Genomic DNA, 16,477 nt, shown 5'->3' with positions numbered 1-16,477 from the left:
CGAAGTCCCCCGCCCCGATAGGGAGTGTCGCCTCGCTTCAACCGGCTCGTCTGCGAGCCGGCGCGCGCCTCACCGTGGGATCACGACATATCACAAATGCGCCAAATGCACCCTTGTGCACACACCGAACTGTGCTATTTCACCACTCGAAGCAACGGTGGCCGGCGCTGACCTGGCTGCAGCTTCGCATCGCGCAGCTTGTCGGGATTGTCGGCTTGAACCATCTCATCGCAAAGCGATTTCAGATCGTCCTCGCTCAGACGGTTCAGCTTCATGCGCAGGTCGAGGATGGCAACCGAGACCAAATGCGCCGATTCGCGATTGCCCGTCGCCGCGAGCATGGCGCGGCACTGCTCGAGGGACGCAAGCACTGCAAGCATTTGTTCGTCTGAATTGGCCACAGGCGTCGTTTCCGTTCTAGTAGCGTGCGACGAGATGGAGCCGAGCAACTCCCGACTCGCGGATGGCTTCCAAATACGTCATGTCGTTGCTCCCCTGCGCTTTGCCGATGCGGCTCAGCCGAGCCATGCACCTACCCCCTGGGACGGCACGACGGCGTCCTGGCATGACGCAGGGTGAAGAGACATCACCGCTCCCCGGCATTCGATGAATTAGCGCCACGATCCGTTCATCACGATAGCATGACAACGGCCCATCTTCGAATACCATTTCATTGCGGTCGAGGCAAAAACCGTCGATCTTAGGTTCGACTCGCGTTAAGCGTGTCCCTGTCCTACATGATGTGTCAGACCGCGCATCTGCTGGCAGTAAGACCATGCTGCAGAGAACTGAAGGTGGCAGACTCATCGACCCTCGATCGCTCAACCAAATCATGGCACGAACGTGCCCTGCCCGTAATTTATCGGAATCACTCTAGCAGGCGGAGAGAGCTTGTATGCGCGTTGCGGCGGAACGGGGCGTTCCTCAGAAGGAACGCCGGGAACTAGCCGAGACCCCTGCGACGCTGGCACCAGGGGAGCACGGCGGCTCGTCTGCTGGGGCAGGATCGAGCATTGAACTGAGCCGAGAGAGTGGCGGCGCCAAGGGCGCAACGGCGAGCAAGCCGGCAAGAACTGCGACGGGCCGGGCCGCCCCGGCCAAGTCGACCGTGAGCAAATCGGCGCAGGCAAGCCTCACCGACTGGGATGCAGCGCGGATATTCCTCGAGGTTGTCAGGGCCGGCAGCTTTCGCTCCGCGGCCGAGCGGCTGACGCTCTCGATCAATGCCGTACGGCGACGCATCGATGATTTCGAGCGGCAGATCGGCGCGACGCTGTTCACGCGCGATGTCCACGGCGCTCGGCTGACCGACGAAGGCGCGCTGGTGGTCTCCGCCGTCGAGCACATGGAGGCCGCGTCATTCGAGTTGCTGCGCGCGGGCGATGGTCTCGCCGGCGCTGCGTCGGGCGAGGTCCGGGTCGCGGTGACCGAGGGGCTCGGCACGTTCTGGCTGGCGCCCCGGCTGGTCGAATTTCAGCAGAGCTTTCCCAACGTCATGGTCGATCTCTATTGCGCGATGCGCTCGGCCGACGTGTCGCGTCACGAGGCCGACGTCGCCATCCACCTCTCCCGGCCGGCGGCGCTCGACGTCAAGCTGGTCCGGCTTGGCCGCATGCACCTGATGTGCTTTGCGAGCGAGAAATATTTGGAGATATTTGGCATCCCAAAGACGATTGACGATCTCGTCAAACACCGCTTGGTTCTGCAGGTGGCGGACGAAGCCGCCGCCAATGCCGCCTTCGCCACCATCTTCCCCGGTTTCGAACAGCGGGACCTGATCGCGATGACCACCAATGTCTCGAGCGCCAATTACTGGGCCGTGGCGCACGGCGCCGGCATCGGGGTCTTCCCAACCTATGCGAGTGCCCTGGGCGGGAAGATCATACCACTGGAGGTTGACCTCAAGTGGTCCTACGACATCTGGCTGTCTTATCATGCCACCACCGGACGCATCCCTAGGGTGCGTCACATGATCGACTGGCTGGTCGAGGCTTTTAACCCTGGCAAATACCCGTGGTTTAAAGACGAATTCATTCATCCACAGCAACTTAAAACAGTATATATGGGTGAACCCCTGACCCATCTATTCGGGGGCTTTCCGATGGAAGGACGGTAAAATCAGTATGAACAAATCAGCGGCAAAGAAAATGAAGCAGCGCAGTGCGGGCAAGCCCGACATCGAGCTCGGCAAGCGGATTCGCCTGCGGCGTGTAGAGCAGAAGATCTCGCAGGCCGAGCTCGGCGAGAAGCTCGGCGTGAGCTTCCAGCAGGTCCAGAAGTACGAGAAGGGCGTCAACCGGGTCGGCGCTGCGCGTCTGCAGCAGATCGCCACCGCGCTCGACGTGCCTGTGACGTTCTTCTACGACGGCGACAGCAAGGCGCGCGAGGTCGAGAGCCTCCTGTTCCTGGACTCAGCCTTCAGCCTGCGGTTGCTGCGCGCCTACAGCAAGATCAAGGACCAGACCGTGCAACGTCAGCTGGTATCCTTGATGGAATCGATCGCAGCGAACGAAGAATAGGCAAGGCTGTCTGATCCGTCAGACAGGTCTGCCCGTGATGGATATGGGCCATCTTCGCTCGAGGGCGCAACTTGGGGGCGCCAGGCGCTCTGCCAGCTCGGGCGAGTTCACTGCCTCGGCTCAAGGCCGAGCGATCGGCGCGGCCGACACACCGGCCCTTCTCGTCCGCACAGCGATCGCTGCGCGGTCTGAGGCTTCGTCGCTTTTATAATCTCGTGCTCTCTGCCGTCATAGGAAGTGGCGGCATGCCGGCGTTTCGGTTCCGTCCGGCCGACGCTGATCATGAACGCTGCGCGTCCTCTCCTGGGCCACCCGTGCACAGGTCGAGAGCTCGGCCCGAACGTCCCTTTGCCTGCCCATCATGTCCTGAACTTGCATTGACGCCGTCACCGGCGCGGTGAACGATGCCGGCCGCCTGCCCTCCTGCGGACGGACCCACATGCCGACTATCTCCGAGCTCCCCACCACCTTCGCCGGGGACAAGATCCTCATGACCAGAGCGGGCGATGGCGTCGGCATCATCACCTTCAACAACCCGGACAAGCGCAATGCGATGTCGCTGGAGATGTGGGAGGGGCTTGGCCAGGCACTGGTCGCGCTGCGCGACGATGACGCGATCCGGGTCGTGGTGCTGACCGGCGCCGGCGGCAAGGCCTTCGTGTCCGGCGCCGACATCAGCCAGTTCGAGCAGAGCCGCCACAATGCCGCGGCCTCGGAGGCCTATGCCGAGCGAAGCGCCGCCCAGCGGGCGCTGCTCGCCGGCTACCCGAAGCCGACGATCGCCTGCATCAGCGGCTTCTGCCTCGGCGGCGGCCTGCAGATCGCGATGCTGACCGACATGCGCTTCGCCGCCGCGGACAGCCAGTTCGGCATCCCCGCCGCCAGGCTCGGCATCGCCTATGGCTATGACGGCCTGCGCAACCTGGTGTCACTGGTCGGCCCGTCGCAGGCGCGGCTGCTGCTCTATACGGGCCTGCGGATCGATGCCGCGGAGGCGCTGCGGATCGGCCTCGTCGACCGGATGATGAGCAACGACGAACTGCTGCCGGCCACGCTGGAGATCGCCCGCACCATTGCCGTCAATGCGCCGCTGGCGGTCAAGGCCGCCAAGATCACCATCGCCGAGGTGCTGAAGGACGAAAGCCGCCGCGACATGGAAGCCATCAAGCGGATCGGCGACATCTGCATGGATTCGGAGGATTTCCGCGAGGGCCGCCGCGCCTTCATGGAGAAGCGCAAGCCAGCCTTCAAGGGACTTTAGAGCGCCTCCAGCACCGCCCTGGTCACGTCGATCGTGCCGGCATTGCCACCGAACTCGAATGGCTTGAGGCCGGATGCGTAGACCTGGTCGACGGCCTGCTCGATCCGCTGGGCCGCCTCGGCTGCCCCCTCGATGCCATGGGTGTCCGCCAGCCAGTCCAGCATCATCGCGGCCGACAGGATCATCGCGGTCGGGTTGGCCTTGCCCTGCCCCATGATGTCGGGCGCGGTGCCGTGGCAGGGCTGGAACACGGCGTGGCGATCGCCGATGTCGGCCGACGGCGCCATGCCCATGCCGCCGACGAGACCGGCGGCGAGATCGGACAGGATATCGCCGAACATGTTCTCGGTGACCAGAACGTCGAAATCCCACGGGCGCTTCACCAGCATGAGCGCGCAAGCATCGATGTAGAGGCGGTCCGTCTTCACGTCCGGATGAAGTTGAGCGACCTCGTCGAAGATCTTACGGAAGTAGGCGAAGGCCTTGAAGACGTTGGCCTTGTCGACGCAGGCTAAAGTCCCCGAGCGGCCGCGCGCGCGGCGCCGGGCGGCGAGCTTGAAGGAGAAGTTGAACAGCCGCTCGGATGTCTTGCGGGTGATGACGAGGGTCTCGCGCGCCTCCTCATGCGTCACGACACCTTTGCCCATCGAAGCGAACAGGCCTTCGGTGGACTCGCGGATCACGACGAAGTCGATGCCGCGCTCGGCGGCGCCGACGATCGGACTCGGCACGCCCGGGATCAGCCGCGCCGGCCGCACGCCGGCATAAAGGTCGAAATGGAAGCGCAGCTCGATCTGCGGCGCGATCTCGGTGTTGTCGGGATAGCGCACCGACGGCAGCCCGCAGGCGCCAAGCAGGATCGCGTCCGCCTCTTCGCACAGCCGGATCGTGGAGTCGGCGATCGAGACGCCGGTCGCGAGATAGTTGTTCGCGCCGGCCTGGGCCTCGGTGAACCGGAACGACAGGCCGGCCTTGGCCTCGACCTTGCGCAGCACTTCGAGTGCCGGCGCCATGACTTCAGGACCGATGCCGTCGCCGGGGAGGACTGCGATGTGGAGTGCGTTGGTGGAGGGCATGCTTTTTTCTTCGTCACACGAGGGATTTAGCGCCGTCATTGCGAGCGAAGCGACTTGTCCGCCTTAGCCCGAAGGGCGACGGCGGAAGCAATCCAGGGCCCAGGTTGAGACTCTGGATTGCTTCGTCGCTTCGCTCCTCGCAATGACGATGGAGAGGGTGTGTCCTACGGCGTCAGCACGGCGCGGCCGACCAGCTGACCCTTCTGCAGCTCACGCAGGGCATCGTTGGCCTTGGCGAGCGGCATCGGCGTCACCGGGATCGGCGCGATGTGCTTGGCGCGGACGAGGTCGAGCAGCTCCTTTGTCTCGCGGAGATTGCCGACATAGCTGCCCTGGATCGTCACCGCCTTGATCGGAATGAGCGGCAGCGCCCACGGCGCGCCGCCGCCGAACAGGCCGACGATGACCAGCTTGCCGCCCTTGGTGAGGCAGTCGAAGCCCAGCTGCGCGGTGGCGGCATTGCCGACCAGGTCGATGACGGCCCGGATCGGCTCGCCTGCGGCCTTGTTCAGTTGCTCCAGCGCATCCGGCGCCTTGCCGTCGACCGCCGCCAGCGCGCCGGCCGCCAGCGCCGCCTCGCGCTTGCGCGCGTCGATATCGACCACGATCGCACCCTTGCCGCCCATTGCCTTCAACAGCGACAGCGCCATCAGCCCGAGGCCGCCGGCGCCGAAGATCACGATCGGCGTGTCGAAATCCTTCTCGACCTTCTTGAGCGCGCTGTAGGTCGTGACACCGGAGCAGGCGTAAGGCGCGGTCGTCACCGGATCGAGCCCCTTGAGATCGATCAGGTGGCGCGGATGCGGCACCGTCATGTGGTCGGCATAGCCGCCGTCGCAATAGACGCCGAGCGAGGCCGGCTTCAGGCACATGTTCTCGTCGCCGGCGAGACAAGTCGCGCACTTGCCGCAGCCGATCCAGGGATAGACCAGCACGACGTCGCCGACCTTCAGCCCGCCCTTCTCCGCCTCGGTGACCTCCGGCCCGAACGCCACGATCTCACCGGCGCTCTCATGGCCCATGGTCCGCGGCAGCGACACGCCGCGATCCTTGAGGGACAGCGGTTTGCGGCCGTGCCCGAGATCATAGCCGCCTTCCCAGATGTGCAGATCGCTGTGGCAGACGCCGGCCGCCTTCACCTTGATCAGCACCTGTTTGCCGAATGGTTGCGGTGTCGGCTCGTCGACCTCGGTCAGCGGCGCATTGAAATCGGTGACCTTGAAGCTCTTCATGGTTTCACTCCCGTAGTCCGGTGCGGGCGCGACCGGTGGCGCATCGACGGGACGAGCGGCGAGGCTGCGCGCGGCAACGTCGCCTTGGACCTCCTCCCCGGCATGAGCGCGTCCGGCTGGTCCGGACTGTTCTTGCGATATCGCGACATTGGCTGGAAACGCGAGGAGCGGCAAGGCTGCGCGCAGCGCCTGCGGTCATGGCAGCCCTGCAGCGTTTTGCCTCAGCGAGCTCAAGGTTTTGCAGCGTCGCCTACGCCAGCCCCCCGCAGGATTTCCACGGTGTGCTCTCCGAGGCTTGCGGCCCGCGGGCCGGCCGCAACCTTCGCTTCCGACATCCGAAACGGCAGGTTGACGACCTTGAAGCTGCCGGCTGCATCCTCCACATCGGCCAGCGCGCCGCGATGCGCGATCTGCGGATCAGCCAGCGCATCGGCCACGCTGCGGTAGGCCGAACTTGGCACGCCGCCCGCATTCAATGCCTCCAGGCATTGGGCGACGGTGAGCCGGCGCGACCAGGCTTCCACGCCATCCATCAGCGCCCCCCAGTTTGCCCGCCGGTCGGAATATTTTGCGAATCTGGGATCATCGACCCAGTCCGGATGGCCGATCGCGGTCATCAGGTTCTGGAACGTCTTCTCGCTGGCGATGGCGATCATCACATAGCCGTCGCGACACTCCGCCGGGCCGAAGGTCGGCCGCGACGGCTGCGCGACGGGAAATTGCGACCATTGGATCTCGTTCAGTGTCAGGCTCAGCATCGATTCCAGCATCGAGCAGTCGATGTGCTGGCCGCGCCCGTTGCGTTCGCGCTGATACAGAGCGGAGGCGATGGCGCCGAACGCGTAGGTCCCGGTGACGACGTCGGCATGGTAGATGCCGCAATAATCGGGTCGGCTGCGCCCCGGCTGGTAGGCGAGATGCGCCATGTCGTAGCCCGAAGCCGCATGGATCACCGGGGCGTAGGCCGGGAGTTCCGCCGATGGGCCAGTCTGGCCGTAGCCCGAGATCGAGCAGTAGATCAGCCGCGGATTCAGCGCGCTCAAGGCCGCATAGTCCAGCCCGAGCCGCTGCATCACTCCAGGGCGGAAGTTCTCAACCAGGATATCGGCCGATGCGACCAGCCGACGCACCGCGGCGACACCGTCGCGCGACTTGAGGTCGAGCACGACGCTCTTCTTGCCGACGTTGAGCTGACCGAAAGCGGTAGAGCAGCCATGACGCATCGGAGGCCGGGTGCGCATGGTTTCACCTTCGACTGACTCGATCTTGATCACCTCCGCTCCCATATCGGCAAGCATGCGGGCACAGTGCGGGCCGGCGATGGTGGTCGAGAAGTCGAGGACGCGCAGTCCCTCGAAACATCCTGTCAAACGGCTCTCATCGTTTCCCACTAGACTCACCCTGGCAGCTCCCTGGTTTGAACTCTTCTCGCTCGGCACCGAGGCCGAAGGTCCGCTTTGCCGTCGCGGATTCACAAAGCGTAAGCCATCGATCGTTGTGCAGGTCGTTTCTAGATCGAACCATTCGATGTCGAAAGCGTTTGGCGTCCCGCCGCGGTGCGGCAGCGCCTTTCTTCATGACTGAATTTGGACCTTTTCTTGCATAGGACGAACATGGGGCTTGATCGAGGACATCTCTTGCGGGTTCTGTTCGTTACGACCGAAATGGACGATTTCGTCCGGGTGGGCGGACTGGCTGCCGTTTCGGCGGCACTTCCCCGGGCGCTGCGCTCACACACCGATGTCAGGATCATGCTGCCCGGCTACCGGGACGTGATCGAGCAACTCACTCACATCGAGATCGTCGGCCACTGCGCGCCCCTGGCAGAGATGCCGGGCTGCGCCCTGGGGCGGTCGTCGACCCGCGACGGCCTGCCGGTCTACGTCCTGCTCTGCGACGAGCTCTACGACCGGCCGGGCAACCCCTATGGCGACGAAAGCGGGCAGGACTGGGCGGACAACGACATCCGCTTCGGCCGTCTCGCCGCCGCCGCCGCCGAGTTGGCGGCGGGCACGCTGGACAAGAACTGGGCAGCCGATCTGGTCCACGCCAATGATTGGCAGGCCGCATTGGTGCCGGCCTATCTGGCGTGGCGCGGGGTCGACGTACCGTCGATCCTGACCATCCACAACCTCGCCTATCAGGGCCTGTTCCCGCGCGAGTCGCTGCGCCGGATCGGCGCCCCCGAATCCTCGTTCCACATCGACGGTCTGGAGTTCTACGACAAACTGTCCTTTCTCAAGGGCGGTCTGATCTATGCGTCGCATCTCACCACGGTCAGCTCGACCTATGCCCAGGAGATCACGACGCCCGAGCTCGGCTGCGGGCTGGAGGGCCTGCTCCGGCAGCGCTCCAATGCCGATGAGCTGACCGGCATTCTCAACGGCATCGACGAGAGCTGGGATCCCCGCTACTGCCAGCAGCTGGCGCAGCCCTTCGCCGCGGGCGACTGGAAGGGCAAGAAGGCCAACGCCGACTACGTCCGCAAGCAGTTCGGCCTCGCCGTGTCGCGCGGTCCGATGTTCGGCATCGTCGCGCGCCTCGTCCATCAGAAAGGCATCGACCTGGTGCTGGAAGCCGCCGATGAGATCGTCGGCGCCGGCGGCCAGATCGTGGTCACCGGCACCGGCGAGCCCGCCATCGAGCGCGCGCTGATGGAGGCCCACCGCCGCCGGCCGGACGCGATCGGGGTCGCCATCGGCTTCAACGATGCACAGGCGCGGCGCATCTTCGCCGGCAGCGACTTCACCCTGATGCCGTCGCGCTTCGAGCCATGCGGCCTGAGCCAGATGTATGCCCAGCGCTTCGGCTCGCTGCCGATCGGCCACCAGACCGGCGGCCTCGCCGAGACCATCACAGATGGCGAGACCGGATTCCTGTTCGAGAAGCCGTCGGCGGAATCCTTCCTCGGCGGGGTTAAGCGCGCGTTTTCGGCGTTCACCAGCACCGAACGGCTGAACGAGATGCGGCTGTCGGCGATGGCACGCTCATTCAGCTGGAACCTGTCGGCCGCCTGCTACAACGCACTGTACCGGAAGATGCTGGCGTCGTAGCCCGCTTGAAAGGCTGGCTTCTTACGCTGCGCGGACCGCTTCCAGGAAGCTGCCGACCTCCCGCTTGAGGCGGTTGGAATCTCCAGCCAGCGACTTGGCCGACGACAGCACCTCGGCGGAGGCCGAGCCGGTCTGCGAGGCGCCGCGCTGCACGTCCGTGATGTTGGACGAGACCTGCTGGGTGCCGTGGGCGGCCTGCTGCACGTTGCGCGAGATTTCCTGCGTTGCCGCGCCCTGCTCTTCGACCGCCGCCGCAATGGCTGCTCCGATCTCGGCAAGCCGCTCGATCGTCGAGCTGATCGCCTGGATCGAATTCACCGATTCCTGCGTCGCGGCCTGCACGCCCGAGATCTGCTGTGAGATCTCCTCGGTCGCCTTCGCCGTCTGTTCCGCGAGCGCCTTCACCTCGGTCGCAACCACCGCGAAACCGCGGCCGGCGTCGCCGGCGCGCGCCGCCTCGATGGTGGCGTTGAGTGCGAGGAGATTGGTCTGTCCGGCAATGCTGTTGATGAGCTCGACGACGTCGCCGATGCGGGCTGCGGCCTGCGACAACTCGGCGACGCGCCCATTGGTCTGGCGCACCTGCTGCACGGCGTCGCCGGCCATGCGGGCCGACGCCTGGACCTGACGGCTGATCTCGGTCACCGACGAGGAGAGCTCCTCGGTGGCGGAGGCGACCGACTGAACGTTGGCGGACGCTTCCTCCGACGCAGCCGCCACCACCGTGCTGAGCTCCTGCGAGCGGCTAGCGGTGTTTGTCAGCATGTCCGCCGACGTCTCGAGGCCCGAGGCCGCCGACGACACGGTGTTGACGATGTCGGCAATCGTCGACTCGAAGTTGCGCGTCAGCGCATCCAGCCGCTGGGCCCGATCGATCTGCGCCTGCGCGTCGCGCTGCGCGGCCTCGTCCGAGGCCTTCTTGGCGATCAGCGCGTCCTTGAAGATCTTCAGGGCGCGCGCCATCGCGCCGATCTCGTCCTTGCGGGACTCGTTCGGAATATCGGCGCTCAGCTCGCCATTGGCGAGGCGCAGGGTCACGCCGGTCAGTCCGACCAGCGGGCCGATGACGCCGCGGACGACGCCGATGACCACGGCGACCGACACGATCGCCACCAGCAGCAGAACGCCGAGCGCGATGAACAGCCGCAGCCGCGCCGCGCCGATCGCCTGATCGATGGCCTGATGCGCGGACTTCAGCGCCGCATCGCGCAGCACGATGACGTTGTTCAGCATCGGCGTGGTCCAGCGGCCCCATTCCTCAGCCGTGACCGGCGACGGCTGTCCGTCGCGCCCCGCCGTGACGATCTGACGGTAGCGCTGTTCGCCAGCACCCATCAGGGTCGTGCGCACGTGCTCCAGCGCGGCGGACACCTCCGGCGTATTGCGAACGCTGCGCGCCGCGAGCTCGATCTGCTGCCACAGCAGGGTCACCTGTCCGCTCTGCTCGGTCACCTCGGCAAGACGCGCCGGGGTCCAGCTGACGTTCTGGATGAAGAAGCGCAGCACGGCGGAGCGCGCGCCGTTGATCGTGCGCATCGATTGCGACAGCTGCGCAAGCTGGGCCGAAGGCAACAGGTTCTCGACCTCGCCGCCGGCCCCCGACAGCTCGATCGCGGTCTCGTCGATGGCGGCATTCAGGGACTCGGCCGCCCGACCGAGGCCATCCGTGGTCGTCGCCTGGATGTTCGCCGGACGTTGCGCGGCCGGAAGCGGTACAGCGTTGCGCGCCGCCGAACGGACGCCACGCAGTGTCGTCGCTGCGGCATCGATGTTGGTGGTCGGCAGGCCCGCAACTTGCGCGGCGGCCTTGGCCCGTGCCAGCGACTCGTCCGTCGTGGCGATGGCCTTGTCGAGCTTGGCGACATCATCCGCCGACGCGGACCCGGCCGCCGCGAGCAGATTCCACTGGCCGCGCTCGAGCGGGATCTGCGCATTGACCTTCAGTGCCAGCTCGAAGGCGTCCAGAACCTGCTCCGCCCGCTCGCGCTTGCGCAAGTCGCCCCACCCGCTCCATGCGAGCGCAAAGGCGAAGGCCATCGCGAAGAAGCCGGTCAGCAGATTGCCGGCAAGAATTTTCCATTTGAGACTGACCGCACCGGTCTCCGGCTTGATCGTCTCATTCTGCAGCACCGAGCGCTCGGACATCGGCCGTTCCCAATCAAATATCGCTGCCCGGCCGGTCACGCTCGCGTCGGCCGATACGCGCTGGCGCAGCGGCCTCCGGCGACGTCCCCGCGCGGTCGGCAAACACGAATCGCGGCGATGCTGCCGCGCCATAATGATTAAGAACGAATGGCGACTAATCCCTTAAACTGAGCTGATCCGAGCGGTATCTGAATGCCGCGATACCGCGCCAATCGGATCGACTCGGCTCATCGGGCCCTCTACTCCGCAGCCGCTGCAAGCGTGACCGAGGGATCGTGCAACACCACGCCGGAGAGCGGATCGTGCTCGCCCGACCAGGGCCTGCGCTGCAGGACCGATCGCGTGTGCTGATAGCCCGCAGTCCAGCGCGCGATGATGCCTCGCTCGGTGAAATCGATATCCTTGGTATGGCTCTCGCGAGCGAGTTGCGGGGCCAGCAGCCGGACGACATGCATCCGCGTCTGGCAACCGTGACTGACAAGATCGCGGATCGCCGGATCATTGCGGGCCGACTCCGGCAAATGAACCGCAAGCTGATTGATGATATGCCGCAGCCGATGCGTCTGCTGCTGGCGCGCGATATGGCTCGAGATCCGGCTCGAATATTGCGCGTCCTTGTGGCGGTTGAACACCTCCGCCATGGTCGTCGGCTCGGCTCCCTCGGGATTCCACAGATGCACGGCGAAGATCAGCGAGTCCTTTCGCGGATTGTCGTCGAACACGACCTCGGTCGGCGTGTTCGACAGGATGCCGCCGTCCCAATACAGTTCGCCATCGATGCGAACTGCCGGAAACGCGGGAGGCAGCGCGCCCGATGCCAGGATGTGGCGGACATCCAGCACCTCGTCGCGACTGTCGAAATAGCTCATCCGGCTCGTCCTGACATGCGCCGCCCCGACCGTGAGGCGTAGACCGCCATTGTTGAGACGATCGAAGTCGACGAGCTCCTGCAGCGTTTCGCGCAGCGGAGCGGTCGAGTAATAGCCGGCCTGCTCGGCACCGAGCGGATAGGACTCCCCGGCATGCGCCAGGGCGTTGGGACGGAAGAAGCCCGGAATCCCATGCGTCACGGTCGTCCAATAGGACAGCCGCTCGTTGAAATCCGGAAAGGCCGTGCGCACTGTCCAGGCTGGCCGCCGGTGCATCCGCTTCCAGAACTCCCGCAGCCGCGTCATGCGCTCCTGCACCGGGCTGCCGGCGATGAGAGCGGCATTGATGGCGCCAATCGATGTCCCGATCACCCAGTCCGGCTCCAGACCAGCCTCGTGCAGCGCCTGATAGACGCCGGCCTGGTATGAACCGAGCGCACCACCGCCCTGCAGGACGAGAACCACCTGCCCAGGCAGCCTGCTGCGATCGATCATCGCGCACATCGTGTCGTCGACGTCGGCCATGTCTCCCTCCTCATGTCTCCCTCCTGATGCATTGTCCTGTTCGCAGTTTTCCCGTCGCTGTTACATCGCCCAACCGTCAATGTGCGGTCCAACCACCATCGACCGGCAGGGCAACACCGGTGATCGATGCGGCGGCATCGCTGGCGAGAAAGACGGCGAGCGCACCGATCTCCTCCACCGTTGCAAAGCGCTTGTTCGGCTGTTGCGCCAGCAGGACATCGCGGATGACCTGATCGCGGGAGATGCCGTGCGCCCTGGCCTGTCCGTCGATCTGCGCCTCGACCAGCGGCGTGTAGACGTAGCCTGGACAGATCGCATTGCAGGTGATGCCGATCTCGGCCGCCTCCAGCGCCGCGACCTTGGTCAAGCCGATGATGCCATGCTTGGCAGCGACATAGGCCGATTTGAACGGCGACGCGACGAGGCCATGCGCCGAGGCGATGTTGATGATGCGACCGAAGCTATTCCGCCGCATCGACGGCAGTGCCAACCGCATCGTGTGGAACGCCGACGAGAGATTGACCGCAACGATGGCGTCCCACTTTTCGACGGGAAACTGCTCGAGCGGCGCGACGTGTTGAATGCCGGCGTTGTTGACCAGGATGTCGATACGGCCAAATTCCTGCAGGGTACCGGCCATCATGCTCGCGATCGCTTCCGGCTGCGTCATGTCGGCCGCAGCATAGCCGGTGCGAACACCGAACTCCGCAGCGATCTGCGACCTGATGCGGCCGATCTCCTCGGGAGCTCCGAAGCCGTTCAGCATGACGTGCGCCCCGGCACCGGCAAGTGCCTGCGCAATCCCCAGACCGATGCCGCTGGACGAGCCGGTGATCACCGCCACCCTGCCGGACAACGGAGGTAATGTGGATCGGGCTTTCAGTGAATCTACAGCCATGGCGTCGCCTTCGTCCGAGCAGTTGAGCCCCGTGCCTGCACAAATTGCCGGGCCGCCATGACCAATGGAAATGCCGTTTGGCTCGCCACACGATAGGTGCTCGCTATCGCAATCGCTGGTGCCAAGCCCCGCTTGGTAGGATATTGCACCCGGGACGTCAGCCCGATCGAACGGAGCACCTCGATGGAAATGCATCAGGTTCGGTATTTTCTTGCCGTTGCCCGGCTGCTGCACTTCACGCGCGCGGCCGAGGAATGCAACGTGACGCAGCCGTCGCTGACGCGTGCGATCAAGCAGCTCGAAGCCGAGCTCGGTGGCGACTTGTTCCGGCGTGAGCGGCCGGCCGCGCAACTCACCGAGCTCGGCCAGCGCATGCATCCACTGCTGAAGCAATGCTACGAGGCTGCCGTTGGCGCGCGAACCCTCGCCTCGTCCTTCAAGAGCGGAGAGCTCGGCACGCTCCGGATCGCGCTCGCCGACTCGGTCGACCTTGCGCTGCTGATCCCGCTGCTCGATCAGCTGCAGCGCCAGTTCAACCAGCTCGAGCTCAGGTTTCTACGCGGCAGCAGCCGCATGATCGCAGAGCATCTGAAGAGCGGCGAAGCGGAGCTCGGCATCGCCTCGGAGATCGACGAGACCTGGGATCGGCTGGATGTCTGGCCTCTCTTCACGGAGGACTTCGCGCTCGCCGTGAGCAGCCGGCACCGGCTGGCCGGGCAGGATCCGATCGCGATCGATGATCTGGGCGGTGACGCGTTGCTGTGCCGCAACTATTGCGAACATGCGGACAGGTTGCGCACGCTGCTCCGCGAACGCGGCGTCGACCTCGGACGAACTCATGATGTCCACTCCGAACGCGACCTGATCGCGCTGATGGAAGCCGGAGTCGGCATCGGTGTGGTGCCGCAAACGACCACGCTGCCGGAGACCCTGCATCGGGCCACCGTCGACGGACTCGACGTGCGGCGCACCGTTCATCTCTACGGCGTTGCTGGCCGTGAACGCACGGCGGTTGCCTCGACCGTGATGCGCATGCTGCGCGGCAGGAACTGGCAGGAATGGCTCGCTCAGCTGTCCTGAGCCGCGGCCTGGCGAAGCGCTTCGACCAGATCGTCGATTTCCATCCGCTTGCGGAAATCGGGATCGACGAAACGCGCCTTTACGAGACCGTCACGCCCGACCACGAAGGCAGCCGGAATGGGCAACACCCAGCCGTCATTGCCGTGGAAGCTCGCCAGGTCCTGGTGCGCCAGTAGTTGCTGGATCTCACGACCAAGCCAGATCGCGAGGTTGAGCGACAAGGCATAGCCGTTGTCGAGGTCCGTCAACACAGGGAAGGTGGCGCCGGCGTCCGATTTGAACTGCTGCGTGAACGCCTGCAGCTCCGGCATGATCGCGACGATCGCGCCGCCCGCGGCGTCGATGCGCTCCTGCGCCTTGATCACCGCGCGAACGTTGAGCCGGCAATAGGGGCACCAATGGCCGCGGAAGAACATCACGGCGACCGGCCCCCGGACGAGGCAGGATTGCAGGCTCACTAGCCGGCCAGCCTCATCGGGCAGGACGAATGGCGGCATCGTCTCACCGGGCCGCGGCGCAGTCTCGCCGCCGCCGTTGTCTCCGAGCCGCGCCACCAGGCGGTCGACGGCGGATGCGTAGGCCGGAAAGATCTCGCGACCCGCAGCGGCATAGGCCTCGAGCTGCTGACGCAGGGTGCCCTGCATCTCCCTGCATTGCAGGAAGGCCTGTCTGAGCCGCTCGGCATCCGCGGGTGAAAGCACTGTCATGAGCAGCTCCGGCAGGTTCAGGACCCCAACCATGATAGTTTCCCGGGCAAGCCGACCACAAGGGCGGCCTGCCCGACCGTCGCGCTCAGGGCCGATAGAAATTGCCGGTGGGATCGAGCATGCCGGACGCCGAATAGAGCTGCCCGTCGCTCATGAAGAAGACGGTGTTGTTCGGCACCTTCCTGGCGTGGCGCATCATGGCCCGATGATTGGCGTCGCCGGCGGCCATCGTCATCATGCTGGTCTTGCCGGCGCTGTAGACATAGGCCATGCCGGGCGCGAGATCGAGACCGCCTTGCGCGATGGCTGCGGTGGCAGAGACCGCGACCACGGCCGCGGCGATCAAGGTCTTGGACAGGCGGGTCATGGATATCTCCTCCTCATGAATGCTGTCGCCCGTCATCGGGCGTCCGCATTACAAGCGCGACCTGCTCTGCTTGAGAAATGCCGTTGTCCAATCGCGAGGATAGCGTCCGCCTATCGATAGCGGCGGTCTATCGGCTCCAGAGAAAGGATGCATTTCCATCATGTCCCCTGCTCCCCGATGGTGCGCCTCGCGATGCCCGCTCGGCGCGGGCCGCTGTTCCATCAGAGGAGACAATGACATGTTGATGCAGATCGCACCTACACGCGCGCGCCGCCTGAGCGCTGCTTTCGTCCTGGCCGTTGCTACGACGGTGATCGCGGCGTCCGGCGCCCGCGCCGGCGAGTGTCCGGCCGACAAGATCAAGGCCGGCGTACGTGAGAAAGCCGACGTCAAGGCGGTCGGCGTTACCGACGTCACGCTTGGCGCGATCGATCTCGCCAAGCAGCCCGCCAATATCAAGGACCGCGAGTTGCGCTTCCGCAAGCTGACCATCGCGCCCGGCGGCATCGTGCCGTGGCACAGCCATGACGATCGCCCGGCGCTGATCTTCGTTCAGCAGGGCGAGATCATCGAATATGCCAGCAACTGCGCCGAGCCGATCCTGCACAAGGCCGGCGATCTGAGAGCCGAGGTGTTCGGCACGTCGCATTGGTGGAAGAACGACGGCAAGGAGACGGTCATCCTCTATGTCGGCGACGTTCGCAAGGATCCGCACGATCACAACATGTAGATCGCGGGCCTCCGC

The 16,477-nt window shown here is 65.1% G+C and carries 15 protein-coding genes; 6 read left to right on the top strand and 9 right to left on the bottom strand.

The features are described 5' to 3' along the window. Positions 1–134 precede the first annotated feature (134 nt). Positions 135–380, bottom strand: a complete 246-nt coding sequence (locus QW887_RS11370; RefSeq protein ID WP_315737708.1) for a hypothetical protein — start codon at positions 378–380, stop codon at positions 135–137. Between the two features lie 515 nt (positions 381–895). Between QW887_RS11370 and QW887_RS11365 the strand changes: the two genes are divergently transcribed. The 3 genes from QW887_RS11365 to QW887_RS11355 all read left to right on the top strand — a co-directional run bounded on the left by QW887_RS11365 (position 896) and on the right by QW887_RS11355 (position 3,780). Then, positions 896–2,116: a LysR family transcriptional regulator gene (locus QW887_RS11365; protein WP_315715722.1), complete on the top strand. Its 1,221-nt coding sequence runs from the start codon at positions 896–898 to the stop codon at positions 2,114–2,116. Between the two features lie 7 nt (positions 2,117–2,123). Further along, complete coding sequence (locus QW887_RS11360) at positions 2,124–2,519, top strand: helix-turn-helix domain-containing protein (protein ID WP_015668220.1); 396 nt, start codon at positions 2,124–2,126, stop codon at positions 2,517–2,519. Positions 2,520–2,958: 439 nt separating this feature from the next. Continuing rightward, the gene (locus tag QW887_RS11355; RefSeq protein ID WP_315715720.1) at positions 2,959–3,780 is read left to right on the top strand and encodes an enoyl-CoA hydratase; all 822 of its coding nucleotides are present in this window, start codon (positions 2,959–2,961) and stop codon (positions 3,778–3,780) included. On the opposite strand, the gene QW887_RS11350 is transcribed toward QW887_RS11355, so the two are convergent. From QW887_RS11350 to QW887_RS11340, 3 genes are all read right to left on the bottom strand, one after another. Next, entirely contained in the window at positions 3,777–4,856 is a 1,080-nt protein-coding gene (locus tag QW887_RS11350; RefSeq protein ID WP_315715719.1) for an isocitrate/isopropylmalate dehydrogenase family protein, read from the bottom strand. The genes QW887_RS11355 and QW887_RS11350 overlap by 4 nt on opposite strands. A 164-nt stretch (positions 4,857–5,020) precedes the next feature. Continuing rightward, positions 5,021–6,088, bottom strand: a complete 1,068-nt coding sequence (locus QW887_RS11345; protein ID WP_315715718.1) for an alcohol dehydrogenase — start codon at positions 6,086–6,088, stop codon at positions 5,021–5,023. Between the two features lie 230 nt (positions 6,089–6,318). Continuing rightward, entirely contained in the window at positions 6,319–7,386 is a 1,068-nt protein-coding gene (locus QW887_RS11340; protein WP_409977934.1) for a CaiB/BaiF CoA transferase family protein, read from the bottom strand. Positions 7,387–7,725: 339 nt separating this feature from the next. Here QW887_RS11340 and glgA point away from each other — a divergent pair, with 339 nt between their 5' ends. Continuing rightward, entirely contained in the window at positions 7,726–9,141 is a 1,416-nt protein-coding gene (glgA, locus tag QW887_RS11335) for a glycogen synthase GlgA (RefSeq protein ID WP_315715717.1), read from the top strand. 21 nt (positions 9,142–9,162) lie between these two features. Here the strand turns inward: glgA and QW887_RS11330 are convergent, their stop codons facing one another. The 3 genes from QW887_RS11330 to QW887_RS11320 form a co-directional block, all read right to left on the bottom strand. Continuing rightward, positions 9,163–11,286: a HAMP domain-containing methyl-accepting chemotaxis protein gene (locus QW887_RS11330; protein WP_315715716.1), complete on the bottom strand. Its 2,124-nt coding sequence runs from the start codon at positions 11,284–11,286 to the stop codon at positions 9,163–9,165. 239 nt (positions 11,287–11,525) lie between these two features. After that, a complete protein-coding gene (locus QW887_RS11325) occupies positions 11,526–12,680 on the bottom strand; it encodes a patatin-like phospholipase family protein (RefSeq protein ID WP_315715715.1) in 1,155 nt (384 codons plus the stop codon). A 76-nt stretch (positions 12,681–12,756) separates the two neighbouring features. Beyond that, positions 12,757–13,578, bottom strand: coding sequence for a 3-hydroxybutyrate dehydrogenase (locus tag QW887_RS11320; RefSeq protein ID WP_315715714.1), 822 nt, complete (start codon positions 13,576–13,578; stop codon positions 12,757–12,759). Between the two features lie 183 nt (positions 13,579–13,761). On the opposite strand from QW887_RS11320, the gene QW887_RS11315 reads away from it, so the two are divergent. Continuing rightward, complete coding sequence (locus QW887_RS11315) at positions 13,762–14,658, top strand: LysR family transcriptional regulator (protein ID WP_315715713.1); 897 nt, start codon at positions 13,762–13,764, stop codon at positions 14,656–14,658. Here QW887_RS11315 and QW887_RS11310 read toward each other — a convergent pair. Continuing rightward, the gene (locus QW887_RS11310) at positions 14,646–15,365 is read right to left on the bottom strand and encodes a peroxiredoxin-like family protein (protein WP_315715712.1); all 720 of its coding nucleotides are present in this window, start codon (positions 15,363–15,365) and stop codon (positions 14,646–14,648) included. The two genes, QW887_RS11315 and QW887_RS11310, sit on opposite strands and share 13 nt — an antisense overlap. A gap of 85 nt (positions 15,366–15,450) precedes the next feature. Then, a complete protein-coding gene (locus tag QW887_RS11305) occupies positions 15,451–15,732 on the bottom strand; it encodes a hypothetical protein (protein WP_315715711.1) in 282 nt (93 codons plus the stop codon). 244 nt (positions 15,733–15,976) lie between these two features. On the opposite strand from QW887_RS11305, the gene QW887_RS11300 reads away from it, so the two are divergent. Next, entirely contained in the window at positions 15,977–16,462 is a 486-nt protein-coding gene (locus QW887_RS11300; RefSeq protein ID WP_409977935.1) for a cupin domain-containing protein, read from the top strand. The last annotated feature ends 15 nt before the right edge of the window (positions 16,463–16,477 follow it).

It is taken from the genome of Bradyrhizobium sp. SZCCHNRI3052 (genome assembly GCF_032484895.1).
In the GTDB taxonomy this organism is placed as follows: domain Bacteria; phylum Pseudomonadota; class Alphaproteobacteria; order Rhizobiales; family Xanthobacteraceae; genus Bradyrhizobium.
Note: the sequence above shows the minus strand (reverse complement) of the source record. Positions and strands in the feature narration are given on the sequence as shown.